Consider the following 23,615-nt stretch of genomic DNA (forward strand, 5'->3'; position numbering starts at 1 on the left):
CTCAGGCCTCCGCTTCCGCCCGGCCGTCGCTGCCGAACAGCAGCTCTGAGGCGCGGTCGACGAGCGCGTGGAACTCGGGCGTGCGCATCATGTCGGGCGTGCGCGGCCGGGGCAGGTCGACCTCGATGATCTCCTTGATCCGACCGGGCCGGGGCGACATGACCGCGACGCGATCGGCGAGGAAGATCGCCTCGCTGATGCCGTGCGTCACGAGCAGCGTCGTCGCGGGCTTCTCGGTCCAGATGCGGAGGAGCTCGAGGTTGAGGTTCTGGCGCGTCATGTCGTCGAGCGCGCCGAACGGCTCGTCGAGGAGCAGCACCGAGGGCTTCAGCACGAGGGCGCGGGCGATGGAGGCGCGCTGGCGCATGCCTCCGGACAGCTGAGCGGGCTTCGCGGTCGCGAAGTCCTTGAGGCCGACCAGCTCGATGAGCTCGTCGACGTACGCCTTGTCGACCGGCCGTCCCGCGACCTCGAACGGCAGCTCGATGTTCTTGCGGATGCTCCGCCACGGCAGCAGCGCGTGGTCCTGGAACGCGATGCCGAGCTCGCTCCCGGCGCGCAGCTGGTCGGGCGTCTCGCCGTCGACGAGCACCGTGCCGGACGAGGGATGCTCGAGCGCGGCGAGGATGCGCAGGATCGTGGACTTGCCGCACCCGGACGGCCCGAGAAGGGCCAGGAACGAGCCCTTCTCCGTGTGCAGGTCGGTCCCCTGGAGCGCGAGCAGCGAGGTGCCGCCCCGCAGCGGGAACGACTTCGAGACCCCGGTGATCTGGATGCCGGTGCCCGTGCGGGCACCGGCATCCAGGTTCTGTGAAATGGTCATGATCCCTACGGGAGGTAGTCCTTGAGCTCGGGCTGCTCTTTGTAGATCTCGTCGATGATCGACGTGTCGAAGAGCTGGCTCGCCTTGAGATCCCAGCCCGACGCCTTGAGCGACGCGAGGGTCTGCTTCTGGAGGTCGTCGGAGATCGTGAACAGGCCGTTCTCCTGGGTCTCATCGGTCGAGATGAGGAGCTTCTCGGCCTCGATCGCCTTGGCCGTCTTCTCGGGGTCGAGATCGCCGAAGGTCATGTCGCCCGCTGCCGCGGAGTCGTTGTAGTGCTTCACGACGACGTCGACGGTATCGGTGGTCCCGGCCTGGAAGACGTCGGTCCAGCCCTTGATCTCGGCGATGAGGAACGCCTTCAGCAGGTCCTTGTTCTCGGCCAGGTACTGGTCGGTCACCGTGAAGGTCTCCGCGACGTAGGGAAGGCCGTTCTCCGCGTAGGCGAGGTTGGTCACCGGGTAGCCCGACAGCTCCACCGTGATCGCCTCGTTGGTGAGATACGCCATGAAGCCGTCGACCTCGCCGTTGATGAGCGGCGTCGGGTCGAAGTCGACCGGGACGATCGTGAGCTCGCTCTCGTCGATCCCGTTGGCCGCGAGCAGGGCCTTGAAGACCGAGGCGTTGGAGTCCTGCACGCCGATCTTCTTGCCGATGAGGTCTTCCGGCGTCTCGATGTTGCCGCCGTTCTGGAGCGACAGGATCGTGAAGGGGTTCTTCTGGAACGTCGTGCCGATGATCTTCAGCGGCGCATCCTGCTCGGCGACCGCGGCGCCGACCGAGGCCGCATCGCTGAGGGCCACCTGCACCGAGCCGGACAGGAGCTTCGCGACACCCGTGTCGGGACCGGCGACGCCCGTCACCTCGGAGAAGCCGGCGTCGTCGTAGTACCCCTTGTCGTAGGCGTAGAACTCGCCCGCGAACTCCTCGTTCTTGATCCAGGAGTACTGCACGCTGATGTCGCCGTACGACGCGGCCTCGCCGCTCGCGGCCGGGGAGCCGCCGCCCGACGCGCAGGCGCCGAGGAGAACGCTGGATGCCGCGAGGCCGATCGCGAGTGCGAGGAGGCGGCCGCGCCGACCGCGGCGCGGGGAAGTGCTGTGTGATGCCATCGGGAGACCCTCCATGGGTGGATGCTGTGCGGCTGACGCTATTCCGGCGACGTTTCGGCACGAGCGCCGCCGTGTTTCGATGGTGTGACACTCGCTCCGAAGGGATGTCGGACTCAGGGTCGCGGCATCCCGTCGCCCGACACGGCTCGCCAGACGCGGTCTCTGGAGAACGGCTGCTGGTACAGGCGCATCCCCAGGGCGCGCGAGATCGCATTGCCGATCGCGGGGGCGACGGGGTTGTAGGGCGACTCGCTCATCGACTTCGCGCCGAACGGACCGAGGGTGTCGCTCGTCCGCGCGAAGTAGACCTCCGTCACCGGCACGTCCGCCATCTGCGGCACGCGGTACTGCCGGAAGACGGGATTGACGACGTGCCCGTCCTCGACGAGCACCTCCTCGTACAGCGCACTGCCGAGCCCCTGCGCCGCCCCGCCCTCGACCTGTCCGCGGCACTGCGCGGGATTCATGACGAAGCCGGCGTCGGCCGCCTGGATCGACTGCAGCACGCGCACCGACCCCGTCTCGGGGTCGACGGCGACGCGGACCGCGTGCACGTTGAAGACGAGCGAGCGGAGGTCTCCGAACTCGCGGCCGTCGGCGACGAGCCCGTGCTCGTTCCGCTCGGCGGCCGGCGCGGCGGCGACGATGCGATCGAAGCCGACGAGTCCGGCCCTCGTCCGCACGCCCTCGGCGCTCAGCACGGCGCCCTCGGGGCTCGTGCCGGTGAGTGTCGCCGCGATCTGCAGCATCCGCCCTCGAAGCGAGACGCACGCGGCGTGCAGCGCCTTCCCCGCGACGGTGATGCCCGCCGATGCGAACGCGCCCGTGTCGTGGCGCACGACGTCGGTGTCGGAGGAGTGCACCGCGAGCCGGTCGATGGATGCCTCGAGCACGGTCGCCGCGATCTGCCGGTGGACCGTGCTCGTGCCGTTGCCGAATTCGGCGGTGCCGACCGCGAGGAGGTAGGTGCCGTCGGGACGCAGCGTCGCCGTGGTGTGCGAGATGTGCCCTCGCGGCGCCATCGTCGACAGCATCCCGAGCGCCATGCCCTCGCCGACGAGCCACCCCTCAGGCGCGACCGCCCCGTTTCCTCGCCGCAGGGCCGACTCCGCGAGGTCGAGGCACTGGTCGAGGCCGTAGCTGCCCCAGACGAGGTCCTCCTCCCAGTCGTCGTCGGTCTCGTGGAGCGGGTCACCCTCCCGGATGACGTTGCGCCTGCGCAGTTCGAACGGATCCATCCCGAGCCTCTCGGCGAGCAGATCCATCGCCGACTCGATCCCGAGCATCACCTGGCCGAGGCCGTACCCACGGAACGCCCCCGACGGCACGTTGTTCGTGTAGACCACCTCGGCGTCCACCCGCTTGATCGGGCACCGGTACACCGCGATCGACTCGGCGCAGCCGTGAAACAGCACGCCGATCGCGTGGTTGCCGTAGGCGCCCGTATCGCTCAGCACGTCGACCTTCATGGCGGTCAGCACCCCGTCGCGCGTGGCGCCGAGAGACACCGAGACCCGCATGGGATGCCGCACCGACGAGCGGCGGAACTCGTCGGTGCGTGAGAACTCGTACGACACCGGTCGGCCCGTGCGCAGCACCGCGAGCGCGACGAGGTCTTCCGTGAAGATCTCCTGCTTGCCGCCGAAGCCGCCTCCGAGCCGCGTCGCGAACACGCGCACACGATCGGCGGGCAGATCGAACAGGCGGGCGAGCTCGTCGCGCGCGAGGAACGGCACCTGCGTGCTCGACCGGATGACGAGGCGCCCCTCGTCGTCGAGCCAGCCGATCGCACCGTGCGTCTCCAGCTGCGCGTGCGTGACGCGCTGCGTCTGCCACGTCCCTTCCACGGTGACCTCGCTGTCGGCGAGAGCGAGATCGACATCGCCGCCGAAGCCGTCGTGAAGGCCCGCGATCACGTTCCGGGATGCCTCGGCGACGCGATCGTCGGGAGTGAGGCCCGGGTGGATGACGGGGGCGCCGGGACGGCGTGCCTCCTCGGGGGTGAAGACGGCCGGGAGCTGCTCGTACTCGACCCGGATGCGGCGCAGCCCCTGCTCCGCGGCGGCACTCGTCTCGGCCACGACGGCGGCGACCCGCTGCCCGACGTGGCGCACGACGTCGTCGAGCAGCCGCGTGTCGTCGGGGTCGTCCTCGCGGTGCTCGTGCCGCGCCGTCGAGTAGCGGGCCCGCGGGGCGTCCTGGTGCGTGAAGACGGCGACGACGCCGGGGACCGCGAGCGCCGCCGTTGTGTCGATGGCCGTGATGCGGGCGTGCGCGTGCGGCGAGCCGAGCACGCGCAGCACGAGTGCACCCGGCACCGTCGTGTCGAACGTGAACGGCTCGAGGCCCTGCACGAGGCGCCGGCCCGCCTCGGGCCGCACAGAGCTGCCGACCCGCTCATCGGCGGGCCTCGTCTCTCGCACGGGTCCGAGCACGGCCTCCGTGATCGCGTCCTTGACGGGGCGGTATCCCGTGCAGCGGCAGAGACTCCCCTTCATGCGGCGGTCGAGATCGGGGAGGTCCTCCGCGGTGAGCGTCGAAGCCGTCACGCTCATCCCGGGCGTGCAGAACCCGCAGTGGAATCCGAAGTGCTCGACGAGGGCCTGCTGCACGGGATGCAGCTCGTCGCCGGGCGCGAGTCCGGCCGCCGTGGTCACGGCGGCTCCCTCCGCCCGCACGGCCGGGACGACGCAGGAGTGCACCGGCTCCCCGTCGAGGATGACGGCGCACGCTCCGCAGTCGCCCGCGTCGCAGCCCTTCTTCACCTCGTGGTGTCCGCTCTCGCGGAGCAGGGTGCGCAGGCACTGCCCGGGCCGCGGGTCTGCGTCGACGGGCTCTCCGTTGACCTCGAGCCTCACGTCTCGAGCTCCCGTCGGATGCGCTCGGCGAGCACCCCCGCCACGCCCCGGCGCCAGTCGGCGGGCCCGAGCGGATCGGAGTAGTAGCCCTCGGCGGCCGCGACATCGGCGGCGAGGGTCGCGGTATCGGGCAGCCCGGGGTACCGGAGCACGACCGGCACGAGCGTCGCCGCGGTGATCCCGAAGACGGCCGAGCCGTCGGCATCCACTCGGCCCGTCACGACGGCTCCCGACCGCCCCAGCTCGGCGAGCGCGATCTTGCGCAGCAGAGCCCGGGAATGCAGGGCGCGGGCGGGGAGCTCGATGGCACGGAGCACCTCGCCCCGCCCGAGCGAGTTGGTGCCGTTGCCCGTCATCAGCTCGGCGACAGGGAGCCGGCGCTCCCCGCCGTCGGGGGTCCACACGACCGCGACGCCGTCGAGCGCAGTGGCCAGTGCCACCATGGATGCGGCCGCGAACGACCGGCAGACATTTCCGCCGACCGTCGCCGTGTTCCAGATCTTGAACGACGCCAGGAGCGCGTTGGCGGCGTCGGGGATGATCGCGGTCGCGGTCCACTCGGCGGGCGCCTCGCCTGTCTCGGCCCACGCCACCAGATGCGCGATCGTGCACGTGGCGCCGATGCGCAGCCCCTCGTCCGTGGCCTCGAGCGCGGGCCAGTCGAGCGCCGTGAGGTCGACGAAGCCGATCGTGTCGGGCTGCGGCTCGCTCATGAGCCACGTGCCGCCGGCGAGGAACGTCTCGCCCTCCGACAGTGCGAGGTCGTCGCGGGTGTGCGCCCGGCGGTAGCTCCTGATGGTGTCGATGTCCACGGGATGCCTCGTCAGAGCCGCGCTGCGAGGGCGCGCGACGCGGCGGCGACCTCTTCCGCGATGACCGGTTCCTCCGCGGACGTGAGCGTGCCCTCCTCGACGATCGCGCGTCCGCCGACGAAGAGCCGGTGCAGCGGGGGGAGCGCGCCGAGGCCGAGCGCGGCGACCGGGTCGAGGATGCCGGCGTGCTCGACGCCGTCGACGCGCCAGACGGCGACGTCGGCGACCTTGCCGGGCTCGAGCGACCCCAGCTCGGCGTCTCTGCCGAGCACCCGCGCCCCGCCGATCGTCGCGATGCGCAGAGCGTCGCGGACGCTGAACGAGTCCGCGCCCGTGCGCAGGCGGTTCATGAGCACGGCCTCGCGGATCTCGACGCCCAGCTGACCCGATTCGTTCGACGCCGCACCGTCGACGCCGAGCCCGACGGGCACTCCGGCGCGGAGCAGATCGCGCACGGGCGCGATGCCGGCGGCGAGGCGGCCGTTGGACGATGGGCAGTGCGCGACGCCAGTGCCGGTCGCGGCATATCTCGCGATCGCGGCGGCGTCGAGATGCACGCCGTGTGCCATCCAGACGTCGTCGCCGAGCCACCCCAGGTCTTCCAGGTACTGCGTCGGCGTCATCCCGAACCGCTCGGCGCAGTAGGCGTCCTCCTCGGCGGTCTCCGACGCGTGCGTGTGCAGCCGCACGCCGAGCGACCGCGCGAGCACGGCCGATTCGCGCAGCAGGTCGGCCGTCACCGAGAACGGCGAGCACGGGGCGATCGCGATCTGCACGAGCGAGCCGAAGGCGGGGTCGTGGTGGCGCTCGACGGCCTCCTGCGACGCCGCCAGCGCGGCATCCGTCGTCTCGATCGCGAAATCGGGGGGAAGGCCGCCCTGCGAGGCGCCCAGGTCCATCGAGCCTCGCGTCGCGTGCAGCCGCACGCCGATCCGGGATGCCGACTGCACGAGCCCGCCGACGATGTCGCCCGATCCCTGCGGGAACACGTAGTGGTGATCGCCGACGGTCGTGCAGCCCGAGCGTGCGAGCACGGCCATGGCGCCGGCCGCGCCGGCGGCGGTGAGGTCGGCGTCGATGCGCGACCACAGCGGGTAGAGCGCCGTGAGCCAGTCGAAGAGGATCGAGTCCTGGGAGTATCCCCGCGTGAGCCACTGGTACAGGTGGTGGTGCGTGTTCACGAGGCCCGGAGTGACGAGGCATCCTGTCGCGTCGACGACCTTGGCTCCGTCGCGGTCGGGTGCGGCGCCGGCGCCCACGGCCGTGATGATGCCCCCGTCGATGACGACGTGACCCGTCGCGTGCTCGGTGCCGCCCTGGTCGACGGTCGCGATGAATCCGCCCTCGATGATCGTCCGGGTCATGCGCGCACCGCCGTTCCGATCGAGGGGGAGCAGGATGCCGCAAAGGGAATATCTCCCGCCGGCGGGTCGCCTGCGCGGGCGTGGAGCGGACCGCGGCCGTCGCGCAGCGGTGCTCCGCTGCCGCCGTGGCGCGCCGCGATGATCTCGGCGAGCACGGAGACGGCCGACTCCTCGGGGGACGCGCCGCCGAGGTCGAGCCCGAGGGGCGAGTGCAGCCGCGCGAGACTCTCGTCATCGACGCCCGCGTCCTTCAGGAGCCTCTCGCGGTGCGCGACCGTCGAGCGCGCCCCCATCGCCCCCACGAAGCCGACGGGCATCCCGAGCGCGACCTGCAGCGCGGGCACGTCGAGACGCTCGTCGTGGGTCAGGACGCAGACGGCAGTGCGCGCGTCGACGGTCGCCGGATCGAGTGCCGCGAGGAACTCGTGGGGAAGCCCCGTGACGACCTCCACGGCGTCGGGGAATCGCTCCGCCGTCGCCATGAGGGGCCACGAATCGCACACCGACACCGCGAATCCGGCGGCGGCGGCGACCCGGCACAGGGCGGCAGCGTGCTCCCCCGCGCCGAGCAGAAGAAGGCGCGGCCGCGGTGCGTGCGACAGCACGACGAGACCTTCCGCCGGGTCCACCCGGTTCTCGCGATAGGCGACTGCTCGGCCGAGGGCCGTCGCGGGGTCGGCATCGTCGACGCGCCGGATTCCCCCCGCACGATCGACCGCGATCGTCACACCGGCGTCCGCCGCTGCGCTCTCGAGCGCGTCGAGGGCCGTCTCGTCCCGGGGGTCGATGCGGTAGGCGAGCACCTCGACCGAGCCACCGCACGCGAGACCGGCCGCGTGCGCGGCCTCGTCCGAGAAGCCGAACGAGCCCGACCGCGGCGGACCGCCCGCGAGCACCGCGAGGCCGAGGGCGACCGACTCCGACTCGACGCAGCCGCCCGAGATGGAGCCGATGACGCGCAGATCCCGGGTGACCGCCATCGACGCGCCGACGCCTCGCGGCGCGCTGCGCGCGACGCGCGTGATCGTGACGACCGCGACCGGCTCGCCCGCACGGAGTGCGGGAAGGAGGTCGTGCGCGAGGTCGAGCATTCGGACACGGTAATCCGGCCGTGTTTCCGCCGCGCTACGCTGTCGTGTCCATGAGCGAACCGCTGCCCGGCCTGTGTGGACTCGTGCTCGCAGCGGGCGCGGGCGTCCGCTTCGGCGGCCCCAAGGCGCTCGCCCGCTCGGCGGACGGCACCCCCTGGGTGGTGCGGGCCGTCGAGACGCTGCGGGATGCCGGCTGCCGGCGCGTCGTCGTCGCACTCGGGGCCGCATCCGGCGAGGCGTCGGCGCTCGTCCCGGCCGATGGCGAGGTCGTCGTCGTGCCGGACTGGGCCGAGGGGCTCTCGGCGTCGCTGCGGGCGGGACTCGCCGCCGCCATCGGCGCCGACGCCGTCGTCGTCGTGCCGGTCGACACGCCGGAGCTTCCCGTCTCCTCCGTCCGCCGGGTCGTCCACGCCGCGGGAGAGGCGCCGAGTGTGCTGGCGCACGCGGTCTACCGCGGCGCGCCGGGTCATCCCGTGCTCATCGGCTCCGCGCACGTCGCGGCGCTCGCCGCATCCCTCACCGGCGATGCGGGCGCCCGCGCCTACCTGCGCGCCCACGACGCTGTCGAGGTCGAGTGCGGCGACCTGTGGTCCGGCGCCGACGTCGACGAGAGGCCCTGACCGGCCGCGGTTCGATCCGCGCAGGTCAGCCGATCACGACGTTCTCGGGCTCCTCGCCGGCGAGCAGGTGCTCGATCTGACGCCGCACGAGGCGCGCGACGCGGGGCCGCATGGCGGTCGACGCGCCGCCCACGTGGGGCGAGACGAGCACGCCCGGAAGACCCCACAGCGGGTGCCCCTCGGGGAGCGGCTCGGGGTCGGTCACGTCGAGGGCGGCGCGGATGCGTCCGCGACGCACGTGGTCGACGAGCGCGTCGGTGTCGACGAGAGGACCGCGTCCGACGTTGACGATCAGCGCGCCGTCGGGGAGCGCCGACAGGAAGGCGTCGTCGACGATGTGCCGCGTCGCATCGCCGCCGGGCAGGCTCACGATGACGATCTCGGCTCGGGGGAGGAGGCCGGGCAGTTCGTCGACGGCGTGCACCGGCATCCCATCCTCGTCCCTCGCCCTGCTCGCGACGGCCGTCAGCTCGACCTCGAAGGGCCGCAGTCGCGCCGCGACAGCCTTGCCGATGCCGCCGTAGCCGAGCAGCAGCACGCGACGATCGGCGAGGCTCTCGGCGAAGACGGGTGACCACACGCCGCGGGCGGTGTCGACGGCGAAGCGATCGAGCTGCCGCTGCGACGCGAGCGTGAGGGCGACGGCGAGCTCGGCCGTCGACGTCTCGTGCACGGTCGCCGCATTCGCGAACCGCAATCCGGACGGCAGCACCTCCTCGACCCCCTCGTAGCCGATCGATTGGCTCTGCACGAGCCCGACGCGGACGCCCTCGAGGCGCGCGAGCACAGCCGCCATCTTCATGTACGGCGGCACGACGAGATCGATCTCGTCGCGGGGCGCGGGACCATCCATGGGCCACACGAGCAGCTCGACCCCGTCGGGGAGCGGCGCGAGATCGCGCTCGAGCTCGGCGGTCGGCACGGTCACGACAAGCGGAGGGATGCTGCGGCTCACCCCGTCCACGCTACCGGCGCGGTGCGGGCGGGGCGCCGGCGCAGGGCGCTACTCTCGCGGCAGGCGGCGCCGACCGCGGGGGGAGGCCGACATGGTTCCGGAGATCAACTACTGGGCCGTCCTGATCGCGACGGCGTCGAGCATGGTCGTGGGCTCGATCTGGTACACGCCGAAGGTCTTCGGCACGCGGTGGGCGAGGCTCGCGAAGGTCGACATGGACCGCCCCGGCGCGACGGCCGTGGTGCCGATCCTCGTGACGGTCGTCGTGAGCTTCGTGACGGCGTGGGTGCTCGCGGGCGCCTCGGCGATCGCGTGGCACTTCTACGGCGGCAGCTGGCTGTGGGGCGCCATCGTGACAGGCGTGACGCTGTGGGCGGGGTTCACGGCGGCGCGGTTCATCACCCACGACGTCTTCGAGGGCAGGCCGACCTCGCTGACGGTGCTCAACATCGCGCACGAGCTCGTCACGGTGCTCGTGATGGCGATCATCATCGGGGTATGGCCGCCCGCCGGCACCGTCTGACCCCGTCTCGGCGACGAGCGCGGCACTTTCCTGCGACCGCGCCATCGCGCGACGCAGCGCTCGCCGGAAGGTGCAGCCCTCGCGATGCGAGGGGGCGAGGGATGCCCGACGGCTAAGCCGCGGCGCCGACCAGGCTCGCGACGGCCGACGTGAAGAACGAGAGACCGTCGACGCCAGACCGCATCGCGGCCGACGTGTCGGGGCCGAAACCGGGCTCGACGGCGTGCTCGGGGTGGGGCATGAGTCCGACCACGTTGCCGCGCTCGTTCGTGAGACCGGCGATGTCGTCGACCGACCCGTTGGGGTTGACGCCGACGTAGCGGAAGGTCACGAGTCCCTCGCCCTCGATGCGCGCGCGCGTCTCGTCGTTGGCGATGTACCCGCCGTCGCCGTTCTTCAGGGGGATGACGATCTCCTGGCCCTCGGTGAAGTGGCTCGTCCAGGCGGTCGACGTGTTCTCGACGCGGAGGCGCTGGTCGCGGCAGATGAACTGCTGGTGCGCGTTGCGGATGAGCCCGCCGGGCAGCAGGTGCGCCTCGACGAGCATCTGGAAGCCGTTGCAGATGCCGAGGATCGGCATCCCCTTGCCGGCGGCGTCCTTCACCTCGGCCATGATCGGCGCGAGGGCCGCGATCGCGCCGGCGCGCAGGTAGTCGCCGTAGCTGAAGCCGCCCGGCAACACGAGGCCGTCGACGCCCTTGAGGTCGTGCTCGCCGTGCCAGAGGGCGACGGGCTCGGCGCCGGCGACGCGGATCGCGCGCTGCGCGTCGCGGTCGTCGAGCGAGCCCGGGAAGGTGATGACCCCGATGCGGGCGGTCACTCGACCACCTCGATGCCGACCACGTCCTCGATCACGGAGTTCGACAGCACGTCGTCGGCCACCTTGCGGGCGGTCTCGAGCAGAGCCTCATCGACCTCGCCCTCGACGAACAGCTCGAAGCGCTTGCCGATGCGGACACCGCTGAAGCCGTCGACGCCGAGCCGCGTGAGGGCGCCGGCGACGGCCTTCCCCTGCGGGTCCAGCAGTTCGGCCTTGGGCATGACGTCGACGACGATGGTGGGCATAGCAGAGCTCCGGATGTCGCGGGCGGATGTGCCACCCCAGTCTACGGCCCGGCATCCCGTCCCTTCTCCGGGCCGCGGCGCGGCCGGCCGAGCGCCGCTCCAGACGCCGTGATCGAACTGTGACATAACGGAATGGGAGCGCTCCCTTGACATCCGTGGGAGCGATCCCATAGCGTCTCCTGCGTCCGGTGAGAGCGCTCCCACGGATCAGTTCCCGTCCCGCACGAGCGTCCCTCGAACTTGCCCACCACAAAGGAGTGACACGTGAACTCACGCGCACTGCGGCGCACCGCCATCCTGACGGTCGCCGTTTCCACCTCCGCCATCGTTCTCGCCGGTTGCGCGAGCGGCAGCGGATCTTCCTCCGAGTCCGACGGCCCCGTCACGCTGACGGTCGCCACCTTCAACGACTTCGGCTACTCCGACGCGCTCCTCAAGGAGTACGAGTCGGAGCACCCGAACGTGAAGATCGTCCACAACAAGGCAGCGACGTCGAACGACGCCCGCGCCAACTACTTCCAGAAGCTCGGCAAGAAGGGCCTCGCCGACATCGAGGCCATCGAGGTCGACTGGCTGCCCGAGGTCATGAAGTACTCCGACCTCCTCGCGCCGGTGCCCGACGACCTGAAGAGCCGCTGGCTCGACTGGAAGACCGAGGCGGCGACCGACCCCGACGGCAACCTCATCGGCTACGGCACCGACATCGGCCCCGAGGCCATCTGCTACCGCTCCGACCTGTTCGAGGCGGCGGGCCTGCCCACCGACCCGACCGATGTCGCGAACCTCATCGACGGCGACTGGGCCAAGTACTTCGAGGTCGGCGCGCAGTACGCCTCGGCGACCGGCAAGGCCTTCTTCGACTCGGCCGGCGGCACCTACCAGGGCATGATCAACCAGGTCGAGGCCGCGTACGAGGACCCGGAGTCGGGCGACATCATCGCGACGAAGAACCCTGAGGTCAAGGACATCTACGACCAGGTCACGGCCGCCAGCGCGACGCAGTCGGCGCACCTCGGCCAGTGGTCGGACGACTGGTTCGCGGGCCTCTCGAACGGCGCCTTCGCGACGATGCTCTGCCCCGGCTGGATGCTCGGCGTCATCTCGGGCAACGCGCAGGACGTCACGACGTGGAACGTCGCCAACGTCTTCCCCAACGGCGGCGGAAACTGGGGCGGCTCGTACCTGACCGTCCCCGCCAACGGCGCGCACGTCAAGGAGGCTCAGGCCCTCGCCGACTGGCTGACCTCGCCCGAGACGCAGGTCAAGGCGTTCGAGAACGCCGGCACCTTCCCCAGCCAGGTGAAGGCCCTCGAGTCCGACACGCTGCTGAGCTCGACCAACGAGTTCTTCAACAACGCCCCCGTCGGCCAGATCTTCACCGATCGCGCCAACGCGGTCACGGTCGCACCGTTCAAGGGTCAGTACTACTTCCAGATCAACGACGCGATGCAGAAGGCTCTGACGCGCGTCGAGACCGGTGAGCAGGACGCCAAGACCTCGTGGGACCAGTGGGTGTCTGAGGTCGACGCCATCAAGTAACCGACCTCGTCGCGGACCCGGGGCTCGCCCCCCGGGCCCGCGACAGTCTCCCCCGACGAAGGAACGACGTGACCAGCACCCTGACGCCGCCCGCCGCGACGGAGAATCCCGACGCCCCGACCCGCCGCACGCGGCGCATCGGCTTCGGGCATCGCCTGAGCCACTGGGACCTCAAGTTCTCCCCGTACCTCTACATCTCGCCGTTCTTCCTGCTGTTCGTGATCGTCGGGCTCTTCCCGATCGCCTACACGGCCGTGATCTCGTTCATGGACTGGGACCTCGTCCGCAACAGCGGCACGTTCATCGGCTTCGACCAGTACACCTGGGTGCTCTCCAACCCGAAGTTCTGGATCGCGCTCCGCAACACCTTCAGCATCTTCCTGCTGTCGAGCATCCCGCAGCTCGCCGCCGCGATCTTCATCGCCGCGATGCTCGACCAGAACATCCGCGCCAAGACGTTCTGGCGCATGGGCGTCCTGATCCCCTACGTCATGGCCCCTGTCGCCGTGGCCCTCATCTTCAGCGCCATGTTCGGCGACAAGTACGGCCTCGTGAACACGGCCCTCCAGAACATCGGGCTCCCCGCGATCCCGTGGCACTCCAACGCCTTCGCGAGCCACATCGCCATCGCCACGATGGTCAACTTCCGCTGGACGGGCTACAACACCCTCATCCTCCTCGCCGCGATGCAGGCGATCCCGCGCGACTACTACGAGGCGGCGACGGTCGACGGCGCGGGCAAGGCCCGCCAGTTCTTCTCGATCACCGTCCCGAGCCTGCGTCCGACCCTCATCTTCGTCATCATCACCTCGACGATCGGCGGCCTGCAGATCTTCGACGAGCCCCGCATGTACGACCAGTACGGCACGGGCGGGCCGAACTCGCAGTGGCTCACGATCACGCTGTGGCTCTACAACATCGGCTGGGGAGAGTGGAACTTCGGCCGCGCGGCAGCGCTCGCGTGGATCCTGTTCCTCATCATCCTCGTCATCGGCATCGTCAACCTCTTCGTCACGCGCCGCCTCGTGCGCGACGAAGGCTCGCGCAATCCGCTCTCGCGTCGCGAGCGCCGGGCCGCCGAGCGCTCCGCTCGCGATCGCGTCGCTGCGCAGTCTCGCGCCGCGGTCGCGGCATCCACTACCGACAAGGAGGAGGCGCGATGACCGCCGTCAGCCCCATCCCCCTGGCTCCGCACGACGAGCTGACCCCCGAAGAGGCCAAGGGGGCGCGCAAGCGCCGCCGCCCTCGCCACATCCGCGGCTCGCGCCCCGGCTGGATCGTCTACGGCGTGCTCGGCGTGTTCCTGCTCGCGTCGGTGTTCCCCTACTACTGGTCGTTCCTGATCGGCTCGGGCGACTCGTCCACGATCCGCGACACCGGCATGTCGTGGATCCCGGGCGGCAACTTCATCGCCAACTCGCTCAAGGTCGTCAACGACCCCGCGGTCAACTTCTGGCTGGCGCTGTGGAACTCGATCTGGAGCTCCGCGATCATCGCGTTCTCGGTCGTGTTCTTCTCGACGCTCGCCGGCTGGGCGTTCGCGAAGTTGCGCTTCGGCGGCAGCAAGTGGCTCCTCGTCTTCGTCATCGCGACGATGGCCGTGCCGACGCAGCTCGGCGTCGTGCCGCTGTACATCCTCTTCGCTGACCTCGGCTGGACGGGGCAGATCGGCGCGATCATCGTCCCGGCCCTCGTGACGGCGTTCGGCGTGTTCTGGATGACGCAGTACCTGCAGCAGGCCGTGCCCGACGAGCTCATCGAGGCGGCGCGTGTCGACGGCGCCAACTCGTTCCGCACGTTCCTGACGGTCGGACTCCCCGCCGCGCGCCCCGCGGCGGCGATGCTCGGCCTGTTCACCTTCGTGACCGCGTGGAACAACTTCTTCTGGCCCTTCATCGTGCTCGACCGGCAGAACCCGACGCTCCCCGTCGCGCTGTCGCTCCTGCAGTCGAACTACTTCATCGACTACTCGATCGTGCTCGCGGGCGTCATCCTCGCGACGATCCCCCTTCTGCTGCTCTTCGTGTTCGCCGGCAAGCAGCTGGTGAGTGGGATCATGGCGGGAGCCGTCAAGGGCTGATGATGACGCACGTACTTCGAGAGGACCTTTCCCCCATGACCGCGACCGACACGCGCTCGTTCCCGGCCGGCTTCCTGTTCGGTGCGGCGACCGCCGCCTACCAGATCGAGGGCGCCGCGTTCGAGGACGGCCGCAAGGCGTCGATCTGGGACACGTTCAGCCGCGTGCCGGGAGCCGTCATCAACGCCGACAACGGCGACGTGGCGTGCGACCACTACCACCGCTACGGCGACGACGTCGCGCTCATGAAGAGCATGGGTCTGCAGACCTACCGCTTCTCGACGTCGTGGTCGCGCGTGCGGCCCGACGGCGGCGCGGTCAATCCGCAGGGCGTCGGCTTCTACAAGCGTCTGGTCGACGAGCTGCTGGATGCGGGCATCCTGCCCTGGCTCACGCTCTACCACTGGGACCTCCCGCAGGCCCTCCAGGACAAGGGCGGCTGGACAAACCGCGACACCGCCGACCTCTTCACCGAGTACGCGCTCGACATGCACGACGCACTCGGCGATCGCGTGAAGGTGTGGACGACCCTCAACGAGCCCTGGTGCTCGTCGTTCCTCAGCTACACGGCGGGCCTCCACGCCCCCGGCCACTACAGCCCCGCGGAGGGCCTGCTCGCGGCCCACCACCTGCTGCTGGGTCACGGTCAGACGGTGCAGGCGCTGCGGGGGAGGGATGCCTCGCTCGAGCTCGGCATCACGCTCAACCTGACGGTGGCCGAGCCTGCCGACCCCGCGAAGGCGGAGGACCTCAACGCGGCGCGCCTCATCGACGGGCAGTTCAACCGCTGGTTCCTCGACCCCGTGTTCCTCGGCGCCTACCCCGCCGACATCGTGGAGGACCTGCGCGAGGTCCACCCCGACGCGATCGAGGCCCTCGAGGGCGCCATCCAGCCCGGCGACCTCGAGACGATCGCGACGTCCATCGACGCGCTCGGCGTGAACTACTACCACGGCGAGTTCGTGGGTGGCGCGCCGGCGCCGAACCCGCCGGAGGGCGGCGACGCGCCGACCGACCGCATCGGCCACTCGCCGTTCCCGCTCTCGGACGGCATCCACTGGTACGACCGCGGCCTGCCGCGCACGTCGATGCACTGGGAGGTGCAGCCCGAGGGGCTCACGCAGCTGCTCGGCCGGGTGTGGGAGGAGTACGCCGCCCCCGCCGGCACGGTGCTCTACGTCACCGAGAACGGTGCCGCCTACGACGACGAGCGCGTCGTGGTCGACGGCGAGGTGCGGGTGCACGACGACGACCGCGCCGACTTCCTGCGCGGCCACCTCGGCGCGATCCTCGACGCCGTCGATCAGGGCGTCGACGTCCGCGGCTACTTCTACTGGTCGCTCCTCGACAACTTCGAGTGGGCGTGGGGCTACGAGAAGCGGTTCGGCATCGTCCGGGTCGACTACGACACCCAGGAGCGGTCGATCAAGGACAGCGGGCGGGCATACGCTCAGATCATCGCCGAGCGGGCGCTCGAGACCCCGACGCCCGACTCCGGTGTCTAGCTCCGGGGGGAGATGGTTCGCATGACGACGGATGCCACGCGCGTCGCAGCGACGATCGAAGAGGTCGCCGCTGCCGCGGGCGTCTCACGCTCCACGGTGTCGCGCGTCGTGAACGGCTCGACGGCGGTGAGCCCGAGCGCGCTCGAAGCGGTGCGCCGCGCGATCGACGACCTCAACTACGTGCCGAACCGGGCGGCGAGATCGCTCGCGAGTCGCCAGACCTACGCGATCGCCCTCGTCGTTCCGGAGGACACGACGCGCTTCTTCGGCGACCCGTTCTTCGCCTCGATCGTCTCGGGCATCAGCGCGCGCCTGAATCGCTCGGACTACGTGCTCAACCTCTTCATCGCGAGCGACGACCGGCGTGACAAGACCACGAGCTACCTGCGCAGCGGCGCGGTCGACGGCGCGATCATCGTCTCGCACCACACGAGCGACACCTTCATCGACCGCATCGCGGCCGCCGTGCCCGTCGTGTACGGCGGCCGCCCGGTGCGCGAGCGGGAGCGCGACTACTATGTCGACGTCGACAACGTGCGCGGGGGACGGGATGCCACGGCCCATCTCGTCGCGCGTGGACACCGCCGCATCGGCACGATCGCCGGTCCCCTCACGATGCCCGCGGGCATCGACCGGCTGCAGGGCTTCCGCGAGGCGCTCGAGGCCGCGAACCTCGAGCCCGACGTGGTCGAGGAGGGCGGCTTCACGGCCGACGGCGGAGCCGACGCCATGCGCCGCATCCTGGCCCGCGACTCCCACCCGGACGCGCTCTTCATCGCGAGCGACCTCATGGCCCGTGGCGCACTGTCGGCCATCGCGGCAGCCGGGCTGCGGGTGCCCGAGGACATCGCGATCGTCGGCTTCGACGACTCGCCCGTCGCGACCTCGGTGACGCCGCAGCTCACGACGATGCGCCAGCCCTCCTTCGACCAGGGCGAGCTGATGGCGAGCGTGCTGCTCGATCTGCTCGCGGGCAAGCATCCGCGTCACGTCACGATCCTCGACACCGAGCTGATCGAGCGCGCCTCCGCCTGACGTCAGGTCCGAGGGCATGTCGAGGGGCGGTCCCCGAGCTCGCGGTCCCCTGAGCTCACCCCAACCCCGGTCCCCGAGCTTGTCGAGGGGCGGTCCCCGGGCTCGGTCAGCCGGCTGTCGCGAGCAGGGTGTTGTTCCAGGGGTCGTCGAACGCGAGCGTGCGGCCGTCGTCCCGCACGGCGAAGCCGTGGTGCCGCAGTCGCTCCTCCAGCTCGCCGAGTGCGTCGGCGCCCGGGAGCGCCAGGTCGACCCGGCCGAGGCCGAGGGCCGGCATCCGCGGTCCTGCACCGCGTGAGTTCCACACGTTCATCGCCATGTGATGGTGGTAGCCGCCGGCGCTCACGAACAGCGCGCTCTCGCCCAGCGCGGCCGTCGTGTCGAACCCGAGCACGCCGACGTAGAAGTCGCGGGCGGTCGCGACATCCCCCACCGACAGGTGGACGTGACCGACGGATGCCGCGTCCGCCGCCGTCGAGCCGGCCAGAGCCTGCTCCGTGAGGTGCTCCTGCAGGAAGCCGTTGGGGTCGAGATACAGGGTCGCCATCTCGACCTGGCCGTGCACCCACGACCACTCGGTGCGAGCGCGGTCCCAGTACAGCTCGACGCCGTTGCCCTCGGGGTCGGTGAAGTAGAAGGCCTGGCTCACGAGATGGTCCGCGCTGCCCGTGAAGGTGCCGGGCGCGTGACGTGCGACGGAGTACAGGGCGGCGGCGAGCGCCTCCTGCGTCTCGAACAGGATCGCCGTGTGGAAGAGTCCCGCCGATCCCGGCGCCGCATGGCGAAGAGCCGGCTCATGCCGCAGCACGACGGCAGCGCGTCCCGCTCGGCCGAGCGTCACGGTGTCGCCCTGGGCTGACAGCACCTGCAGCGTCACGGCGTCGCGGTAGTAGCGCGTCATCCCGTCGAGGTCGCCGACGAGGAGCGTCACGGCGCCCATCGAGGTGTCGGGCGCGAGCCGGTCGGCCGAGGTCACTGCATGCATGTGCATAGACAACGCCGCGGCATCCACTCTTCTTCCCTCGCAAACCCGCCGGCGCGCAGCGCGCCACAGCGCCGGAGATCGCCGCAACGTCGGAGGCCGGACGGCGTGTCGACCCGACGTCATGGCGATCTCCGACGCAGCGCGACGAGGGTCAGCGGACCGGGACGTCCGTCGGATCGCCGCCGAGCGGGCCGACGGCCGGGATGGGTCCGCCGTCGTCGGCGCCCGTCTTCCGCCAGCGGGCGATCGCGTTGCCGAGGTGGTAGATGAGGAGCGCGGCCGCGGCGGCGATCACGATCGCGCCCAGCTGGAAGTCGCCCCACTGGATCGAGAAGCCCGCGATCGCCATGACGAGCGCGACGGCGGCGGTGTACTGGTTCACGGGGCGGGAGAAGTCGACGCGGTTGTCGACCCAGATCTTGATGCCGATGATCCCGATGAGGCCGTAGAGGGCAGTGGTCACGCCGCCGAGCACACCGGGAGGCACCGAGTTGAAGACCGCACCGATCTTCGGCGAGAGGCTCAGGAGGATCGCCGCCGCACCCGCGACCCAGTACGCGGCCGTCGAGTAGACGCGGGTCGCCGCCATGACGCCGATGTTCTCGCCGTAGGTCGTGGTGCCCGACCCGCCGAAGAAGCCCGCGACCGTCGTCGCGACGCCGTCCGCGATGAGCGCGCGGCCGGTGTGCTGGTTGACCGACGAGTCCGTCATCGTCGCGACGCCCCGCACGTGACCGACGTTCTCGGCGATGAGCACGAGCACGACCGGCAGGAACATCGCGATGACCGACCACGTGCCGGGAGAGACGAAGTCGGGGAACTGGAACTGCGGCCAGCCGATCCAGTCGGCCTTCTCGACCGCCGAGTAGTCGATCTGGCCGGCGATCGCTGCTGCGATGTAGCCGACGGCGACGCCGAGGAAGATCGAGATGCGACCGAGGAATCCCCGGAACAGCACGCTGAAGAGGATGACGGCGACGAGCGTGATCGTGCCGATGAGCGGCTGCTGCTGGAAGTTCGTCCACGCGACCGGCGCGAGGTTGAAGCCGATGAGCGCGACGATCGCGCCGGCGACGACCGGCGGCATGAGCCTGTCGATCCAGCCGATCCCGGCGAACTGCACCACGAAGCCGATGACGGCGAGCAGGATGCCGACCGCGACGATTCCCGCGAGCGCGGAGCCGGTCCCGGCCGTCGCGGTCGCCGCCGTGACCGGGGCGATGAAGGCGAACGACGAGCCGAGGTAGCTCGGCAGTTTGTTGCGCGTGATGAGCAGGAACAGGATCGTCCCGATGCCCGAGAAGAGCAGGGTCGTCGAGACGGGGAAGCCGGTGAGGACGGGCACGAGGAAGGTCGCGCCGAACATCGCGATCACGTGCTGGACGCCGATGGCGACGGTGAGACCCCAGCCGAGGCGCTCGTCGGGCTTCACGACCTTGCCGGGTTCGACGGTGCGGCCGTTGCCGTGCAGCTTCCAGACAGCCATGATGGCTCCTCGGTGGTCAGCGGATGGGGGCTGACGTCACCTTATCTGGGAGTTCGCTGAGAGCTGTGGATGCCGCGCAGCGGCAGGACCGGACGGCCGTCACGCGGAGGTGAGCAGCTCCAGCAGCTCCCGGTAGCGAGCGGCGGTTCGCTCGACGATCTCGGCGGGCAGCTCCGGCGGCGTGCCGGTCTTGTCCCAGTGGGCCGCGAGCCAGTCGCGCACGATCTGCTTGTCGAAGCTCGCCATGCGCTCGGCGGGCGTCGTGCCCGAGGCCCAGGCCGCGGCATCCCAGTACCGTGACGAGTCGCTCGTCAGCACCTCGTCCGCGAGGGTCAGCACGCCCGCCGCGTCGACGCCGAACTCGAACTTCGTGTCGGCCAGGATCAGGCCGTGCGCCTCGGCGGTGCGTGCCGCACGCGTGTAGATCTCGAGCGACAGGTCGCGCAGCTGCGCGGCCCGCTCGGCGCCGACGAGCTCGACGGTCTGCTCGAACGAGATGTTCTCGTCGTGCTCGCCCATCGGCGCCTTGTAGGCGGGCGTGAAGAGCGGCTCGGGCAGCCGGTCGCCGTCGTTCAGACCCTCGGGGAGCGGGATGCCGCACACCGTGCCCTGCGCGCGGTACTCGGCCCATCCCGAACCGGTCAGGTAGCCGCGCACGACGCACTCGACGGGGAGCATCTCGAGGCTGCGCACGATCATGGCGCGCCCCGCGACCTCCGCGGGGATGAGCGAGTGCAGGTCGTCGGCCGTGTTGGCGATGCCGTCGGGACCGTCGGTCAGCACGGCGGTGGCCGCCAGGTGATTCGGGATGCCGCGCCCGCCGTCGCCTCCCGCGAGGCGGTCGAACCACCACAGGCTGAGCGTCGTGAGGATGACGCCCTTGTCCGGGATGCCGGGCTCGAGCACGAAGTCGAACGCACTGACCCGGTCGCTCGCGACGACGAGCATGCGATCGGTCACGTCGTCGGCGGCGGGGACGTAGAGGTCGCGGACCTTGCCGGAGTAGACGTGCCGCCAGCCGGGAAGCTCGAGGGGGTGAGTCACCCGCCCATTATCCCGGCTGACGCTGACGCCGTTCCTCGTCCACCACCGAGTCAGGGCGTGATCTCGTCGAGGTAGGCGAAGGCCTCGGCGATGAGCGGAGCCCACGCCTCGGGCTTCGACGTCGGGACGACGATCCACTCCCTGGCGGGACGGCCGCGCATCTCCATGCGGGTTCCCGTGCCGTCGGCTTCGAGCTCGTCGGCACGCGTTGCCGGGATCTTGGCGACGAGGCCGCCCGCGAACCCGACGAACGCGAAGACCTTGCCCCGGATGCGCAGCCCCTCGCTGCCGAACACCGCGCCGATGTCGACGCCGTCGCGAGCCAGGTACTGCTCGGCGATCGGGTCGAAGATCGCATGCGCGCGCTCGCGCTCGGCGTCGTCCTTCATGTGCACAAGGTAGTGCCGAGGTCCGACATCCGGTATAGTCCATATGGACTAATCGACACGGATCAATCGATCCCGACCAATCACACACCTTGCTCATGAAAGACGCTGTCGACCGCCTCACCCCGCTGGGGCTCATGATCCTCGCCCTGCTCGGCGAGGGCGACATGCACCCCTACGAGATGATCCGGCTCATGCGCCAGCGGCGCGACGACCGGCTCGTCACCATCACCAACGGCACGCTGTACCACACGGTCGGCCGCCTCGAACGGGCCGGTCTCCTCGCGGAGGTCGGCATCGACCGCGAGGGAAACCGTCCCGAGCGCACGACGTACACGCAGACCGAGCTCGGCCGCGAGGCCGTCGGCGAATGGGTGCGTCGCGAGCTCGCCCGCATCGACCACCCCGCCGAGTTCCGCATCGCGCTCGCCGAAGCGCACAACCTCGAGCGCGACGAGGTGATCGAGCTGCTCGGCCTGCGCCGCGAGGCGCTCGTCGGCGTCCTCGCCGAACTCTCCGCGGGCCGCGAGAAGGCCCGGCAGCGCCAGGTTCCCGAACAGTACCTCCTCGAGGTCGAGCGTGAGGCCGTCATGCTCGCGCACGACATCGACTGGCTCGAGGCGCTCATCGCGCGGCTCGAGCGCCATGACTTCGCGTGGGGGCAGCCGGCGCTGCCCTCGGCGCGCTACCTCGAAGACCGAAAGGCCGCACAGCTATGACCCAGGAGCAGACCGATGCCGCGGCATCCACTCCCACCCGCACCAGCGGGCCCTCGACCGACGTCCTGAAGACGAAGGGTCCGCAGAACCCGTGGCCCGCCCTGTGGGCGCTCGTCATCGGGTTCTTCATGATTCTCGTCGACACGACGATCGTGTCGGTCGCCAACCCGGCCATCAAGGCCGCCCTCGACCCCGACACCAACAACCTCGACAACGTCGTGTGGGTGACGTCCGCCTACCTGCTCGCGTACGCCGTGCCGCTGCTGATCACCGGGCGCCTCGGCGACCGCTTCGGCCCGCGCAACATCTACCTCATCGGCCTCGCCGTCTTCACGCTCGCCTCGCTCGGCTGCGGACTCTCGTCGACCCTGACGCTGCTCATCATCGCGCGGGCCGTGCAGGGCTTCGGCGCCGCGCTCATGACGCCGCAGACGATGGCCGTCATCACCCGCACGTTCCCGGCGAGCCGCCGCGGCGCGGCGATGGGCCTCTGGGGTGCGACCGCCGGCGTCGCGACGCTCGTCGGGCCGCTCCTCGGCGGCATCCTGGTCGACGGCCTCGGGTGGGAGTGGATCTTCTTCATCAACATCCCGGTCGGCATCGTCGGCTTCGTCGCGGCGTGGATCCTCGTCCCGAAGCTCGAGACGCACCAGCACCGCTTCGACATGGTCGGCGTCTTCCTCAGCGCGCTCGGCCTCTTCCTCATCGTGTTCGGCCTGCAGGAGGGTCAGAAGTACGAGTGGGCGGCCTGGGTGTGGGGCATGATCCTCGCCGGCGTGCTCGTGATCGCGGTCTTCATCTGGACGCAGGCCCGCACCAAGAGCGAGCCGCTCGTGCCGCTCGAGCTCTTCCGCGACCGCAACTTCTCGGTCTCGAACCTCTCGATCGCGGCCGTCGGCTTCACCGTGACGAGCATGTCGCTGCCGCTGATGTTCTTCATCCAGCTCGCCCGTGGACTGACGCCGACCCAGTCCGCCCTCCTCCTGATCCCGATGGCACTGCTCTCGGGAGTGCTCGCGCCGTTCGCCGGGCGGCTCCTCGACCGCACGGACCCGCGCTTCCTGCTCGTGCCGGGCCTCCTGTGCGTCGCCGGATCGCTCTTCTGGTACTCGAGCCTCATGAACGTCGACACGCCCATCGCGATGTTCCTGCTGCCGTCGGCGCTGATGGGCCTCGGCAACGCCGGCATGTGGGGACCGCTCGCGACGACCGCCACCCGCAACCTCGCACCGCAGCAGGCGGGCGCCGGCGCGGGCATCTACAACACGACCCGCACCGTCGGCTCGGTGATCGGCTCCGCTGCGATCGCCGCCTTCATGCAGGGACGCCTCGAGGCGAACCTGCCCGGCGCCGCTGACGCGTCGGGCGGATTCGGCACGGGCGGCCAGCTCCCCGACTTCGTGCTCGACGGGTTCTCCGAGGCCATGGCGCAGTCGATCCTGCTCCCGGCCGCGGTGCTCCTCGTCGCGCTCGTCGCCGTGTGCTTCCTGCGCCGCCCGGAGTCGACCCGCCGGCACTGACAGACGACGAGGGCGCGGCATCCGTTCCGATGAAGGGATGCTGCGCCTTCGGCGTTCTCGCGGGTTCAGGCTCGACCCCTCGACAAGCTCGGGGAC

The 23,615-nt window shown here is 70.6% G+C and carries 22 protein-coding genes; 9 read left to right on the forward strand and 13 right to left on the reverse strand.

What is annotated here, in order from left to right; translation table 11 throughout:
- Position 1: 1 nt before the first annotated feature.
- The 6 genes from AAIB33_RS16780 to AAIB33_RS16805 form a co-directional block, all read right to left on the reverse strand.
- The gene (locus AAIB33_RS16780) at positions 2–823 is read right to left on the reverse strand and encodes an ABC transporter ATP-binding protein (RefSeq protein WP_345801096.1); all 822 of its coding nucleotides are present in this window, start codon (positions 821–823) and stop codon (positions 2–4) included.
- A gap of 5 nt (positions 824–828) precedes the next feature.
- On the reverse strand, positions 829–1,935 hold the full coding sequence (locus tag AAIB33_RS16785; protein WP_345801097.1) for an ABC transporter substrate-binding protein: 1,107 nt from the start codon (positions 1,933–1,935) through the stop codon (positions 829–831).
- Between the two features lie 113 nt (positions 1,936–2,048).
- Positions 2,049–4,793 (reverse strand): molybdopterin-dependent oxidoreductase, encoded by a 2,745-nt coding sequence (locus AAIB33_RS16790; RefSeq protein ID WP_345801098.1) that lies wholly within the window; start codon positions 4,791–4,793, stop codon positions 2,049–2,051.
- Positions 4,790–5,605, reverse strand: a complete 816-nt coding sequence (locus tag AAIB33_RS16795) for an FAD binding domain-containing protein (RefSeq protein WP_345801099.1) — start codon at positions 5,603–5,605, stop codon at positions 4,790–4,792. Before AAIB33_RS16795 ends, AAIB33_RS16790 begins: the two co-directional genes overlap by 4 nt.
- 11 nt (positions 5,606–5,616) lie before the next feature.
- Positions 5,617–6,969: an 8-oxoguanine deaminase gene (locus AAIB33_RS16800; protein ID WP_345801100.1), complete on the reverse strand. Its 1,353-nt coding sequence runs from the start codon at positions 6,967–6,969 to the stop codon at positions 5,617–5,619.
- Positions 6,966–8,060, reverse strand: coding sequence for an XdhC family protein (locus tag AAIB33_RS16805; RefSeq protein ID WP_345801101.1), 1,095 nt, complete (start codon positions 8,058–8,060; stop codon positions 6,966–6,968). The genes AAIB33_RS16800 and AAIB33_RS16805 overlap by 4 nt, the downstream gene beginning before the upstream one ends.
- A gap of 50 nt (positions 8,061–8,110) precedes the next feature.
- Here AAIB33_RS16805 and AAIB33_RS16810 point away from each other — a divergent pair, with 50 nt between their 5' ends.
- Positions 8,111–8,680, forward strand: a complete 570-nt coding sequence (locus tag AAIB33_RS16810; RefSeq protein WP_345801102.1) for a nucleotidyltransferase family protein — start codon at positions 8,111–8,113, stop codon at positions 8,678–8,680.
- 25 nt (positions 8,681–8,705) lie between these two features.
- Here the strand turns inward: AAIB33_RS16810 and AAIB33_RS16815 are convergent, their stop codons facing one another.
- Positions 8,706–9,635, reverse strand: coding sequence for a 2-hydroxyacid dehydrogenase (locus AAIB33_RS16815; protein WP_345801103.1), 930 nt, complete (start codon positions 9,633–9,635; stop codon positions 8,706–8,708).
- 91 nt (positions 9,636–9,726) lie between these two features.
- On the opposite strand from AAIB33_RS16815, the gene AAIB33_RS16820 reads away from it, so the two are divergent.
- Entirely contained in the window at positions 9,727–10,158 is a 432-nt protein-coding gene (locus tag AAIB33_RS16820) for a DUF1761 domain-containing protein (protein ID WP_345801104.1), read from the forward strand.
- 112 nt (positions 10,159–10,270) lie between these two features.
- Here the strand turns inward: AAIB33_RS16820 and purQ are convergent, their stop codons facing one another.
- Together purQ and purS are read right to left on the reverse strand one after the other, a co-directional pair.
- Positions 10,271–10,978 carry a phosphoribosylformylglycinamidine synthase subunit PurQ gene (gene purQ / locus AAIB33_RS16825; RefSeq protein ID WP_345801105.1) on the reverse strand — a complete coding sequence of 236 codons (708 nt, stop codon included), beginning with the start codon at positions 10,976–10,978 and terminating at the stop codon, positions 10,271–10,273.
- On the reverse strand, positions 10,975–11,223 hold the full coding sequence (purS, locus tag AAIB33_RS16830) for a phosphoribosylformylglycinamidine synthase subunit PurS (protein ID WP_345801106.1): 249 nt from the start codon (positions 11,221–11,223) through the stop codon (positions 10,975–10,977). The genes purQ and purS overlap by 4 nt, the downstream gene beginning before the upstream one ends.
- A gap of 264 nt (positions 11,224–11,487) precedes the next feature.
- On the opposite strand from purS, the gene AAIB33_RS16835 reads away from it, so the two are divergent.
- The 5 genes from AAIB33_RS16835 to AAIB33_RS16855 all read left to right on the forward strand — a co-directional run bounded on the left by AAIB33_RS16835 (position 11,488) and on the right by AAIB33_RS16855 (position 17,382).
- Positions 11,488–12,762: an ABC transporter substrate-binding protein gene (locus tag AAIB33_RS16835; protein WP_345801107.1), complete on the forward strand. Its 1,275-nt coding sequence runs from the start codon at positions 11,488–11,490 to the stop codon at positions 12,760–12,762.
- 68 nt (positions 12,763–12,830) lie between these two features.
- Positions 12,831–13,925 (forward strand): sugar ABC transporter permease, encoded by a 1,095-nt coding sequence (locus AAIB33_RS16840; protein ID WP_345801108.1) that lies wholly within the window; start codon positions 12,831–12,833, stop codon positions 13,923–13,925.
- Positions 13,922–14,842, forward strand: a complete 921-nt coding sequence (locus AAIB33_RS16845; RefSeq protein WP_345801109.1) for a carbohydrate ABC transporter permease — start codon at positions 13,922–13,924, stop codon at positions 14,840–14,842. Before AAIB33_RS16840 ends, AAIB33_RS16845 begins: the two co-directional genes overlap by 4 nt.
- 35 nt (positions 14,843–14,877) lie before the next feature.
- A complete protein-coding gene (locus AAIB33_RS16850) occupies positions 14,878–16,347 on the forward strand; it encodes a family 1 glycosylhydrolase (protein ID WP_345801110.1) in 1,470 nt (489 codons plus the stop codon).
- Positions 16,348–16,368: 21 nt separating this feature from the next.
- Positions 16,369–17,382 (forward strand): LacI family DNA-binding transcriptional regulator, encoded by a 1,014-nt coding sequence (locus tag AAIB33_RS16855; protein WP_345801111.1) that lies wholly within the window; start codon positions 16,369–16,371, stop codon positions 17,380–17,382.
- Between the two features lie 106 nt (positions 17,383–17,488).
- Here the strand turns inward: AAIB33_RS16855 and AAIB33_RS16860 are convergent, their stop codons facing one another.
- From AAIB33_RS16860 to AAIB33_RS16875, 4 genes are all read right to left on the reverse strand, one after another.
- Complete coding sequence (locus tag AAIB33_RS16860; protein ID WP_345801112.1) at positions 17,489–18,364, reverse strand: VOC family protein; 876 nt, start codon at positions 18,362–18,364, stop codon at positions 17,489–17,491.
- Between the two features lie 151 nt (positions 18,365–18,515).
- Positions 18,516–19,850, reverse strand: a complete 1,335-nt coding sequence (locus tag AAIB33_RS16865; RefSeq protein ID WP_345801113.1) for a solute carrier family 23 protein — start codon at positions 19,848–19,850, stop codon at positions 18,516–18,518.
- A gap of 99 nt (positions 19,851–19,949) precedes the next feature.
- Positions 19,950–20,894 (reverse strand): phosphoribosylaminoimidazolesuccinocarboxamide synthase, encoded by a 945-nt coding sequence (locus AAIB33_RS16870; RefSeq protein WP_345801114.1) that lies wholly within the window; start codon positions 20,892–20,894, stop codon positions 19,950–19,952.
- A 50-nt stretch (positions 20,895–20,944) separates the two neighbouring features.
- Complete coding sequence (locus tag AAIB33_RS16875) at positions 20,945–21,283, reverse strand: hypothetical protein (RefSeq protein WP_345801115.1); 339 nt, start codon at positions 21,281–21,283, stop codon at positions 20,945–20,947.
- A 95-nt stretch (positions 21,284–21,378) separates the two neighbouring features.
- Here AAIB33_RS16875 and AAIB33_RS16880 point away from each other — a divergent pair, with 95 nt between their 5' ends.
- On the forward strand, positions 21,379–21,999 hold the full coding sequence (locus tag AAIB33_RS16880) for a PadR family transcriptional regulator (RefSeq protein ID WP_345801116.1): 621 nt from the start codon (positions 21,379–21,381) through the stop codon (positions 21,997–21,999).
- Positions 21,996–23,519, forward strand: coding sequence for a DHA2 family efflux MFS transporter permease subunit (locus AAIB33_RS16885; protein ID WP_345801117.1), 1,524 nt, complete (start codon positions 21,996–21,998; stop codon positions 23,517–23,519). The genes AAIB33_RS16880 and AAIB33_RS16885 overlap by 4 nt, the downstream gene beginning before the upstream one ends.
- Positions 23,520–23,615: the final 96 nt, after the last annotated feature.

The sequence above is a fragment of the Microbacterium sp. AZCO genome (assembly GCF_039614715.1).
GTDB lineage: Bacteria > Actinomycetota > Actinomycetes > Actinomycetales > Microbacteriaceae > Microbacterium.

Excerpts from the sequence above, each read along its gene's own strand:
- AAIB33_RS16780 (WP_345801096.1), bottom strand. The coding sequence starts at position 823 with ATGACCATTTCACAGAACCTGGATGCCGGTGCCCGCACGGGCACCGGC.
- AAIB33_RS16785 (WP_345801097.1), bottom strand. The coding sequence starts at position 1,935 with ATGGCATCACACAGCACTTCCCCGCGCCGCGGTCGGCGCGGCCGCCTC.
- AAIB33_RS16800 (WP_345801100.1), bottom strand. The coding sequence starts at position 6,969 with ATGACCCGGACGATCATCGAGGGCGGATTCATCGCGACCGTCGACCAG.
- AAIB33_RS16805 (WP_345801101.1), bottom strand. The coding sequence starts at position 8,060 with ATGCTCGACCTCGCGCACGACCTCCTTCCCGCACTCCGTGCGGGCGAG.
- AAIB33_RS16810 (WP_345801102.1), top strand. The coding sequence starts at position 8,111 with ATGAGCGAACCGCTGCCCGGCCTGTGTGGACTCGTGCTCGCAGCGGGC.
- AAIB33_RS16820 (WP_345801104.1), top strand. The coding sequence starts at position 9,727 with ATGGTTCCGGAGATCAACTACTGGGCCGTCCTGATCGCGACGGCGTCG.
- purS (WP_345801106.1), bottom strand. The coding sequence starts at position 11,223 with ATGCCCACCATCGTCGTCGACGTCATGCCCAAGGCCGAACTGCTGGAC.
- AAIB33_RS16845 (WP_345801109.1), top strand. The coding sequence starts at position 13,922 with ATGACCGCCGTCAGCCCCATCCCCCTGGCTCCGCACGACGAGCTGACC.
- AAIB33_RS16850 (WP_345801110.1), top strand. The coding sequence starts at position 14,878 with ATGACCGCGACCGACACGCGCTCGTTCCCGGCCGGCTTCCTGTTCGGT.
- AAIB33_RS16855 (WP_345801111.1), top strand. The coding sequence starts at position 16,369 with ATGACGACGGATGCCACGCGCGTCGCAGCGACGATCGAAGAGGTCGCC.
- AAIB33_RS16860 (WP_345801112.1), bottom strand. The coding sequence starts at position 18,364 with ATGCATGCAGTGACCTCGGCCGACCGGCTCGCGCCCGACACCTCGATG.
- AAIB33_RS16865 (WP_345801113.1), bottom strand. The coding sequence starts at position 19,850 with ATGGCTGTCTGGAAGCTGCACGGCAACGGCCGCACCGTCGAACCCGGC.
- AAIB33_RS16875 (WP_345801115.1), bottom strand. The coding sequence starts at position 21,283 with ATGAAGGACGACGCCGAGCGCGAGCGCGCGCATGCGATCTTCGACCCG.
- AAIB33_RS16880 (WP_345801116.1), top strand. The coding sequence starts at position 21,379 with ATGAAAGACGCTGTCGACCGCCTCACCCCGCTGGGGCTCATGATCCTC.
- AAIB33_RS16885 (WP_345801117.1), top strand. The coding sequence starts at position 21,996 with ATGACCCAGGAGCAGACCGATGCCGCGGCATCCACTCCCACCCGCACC.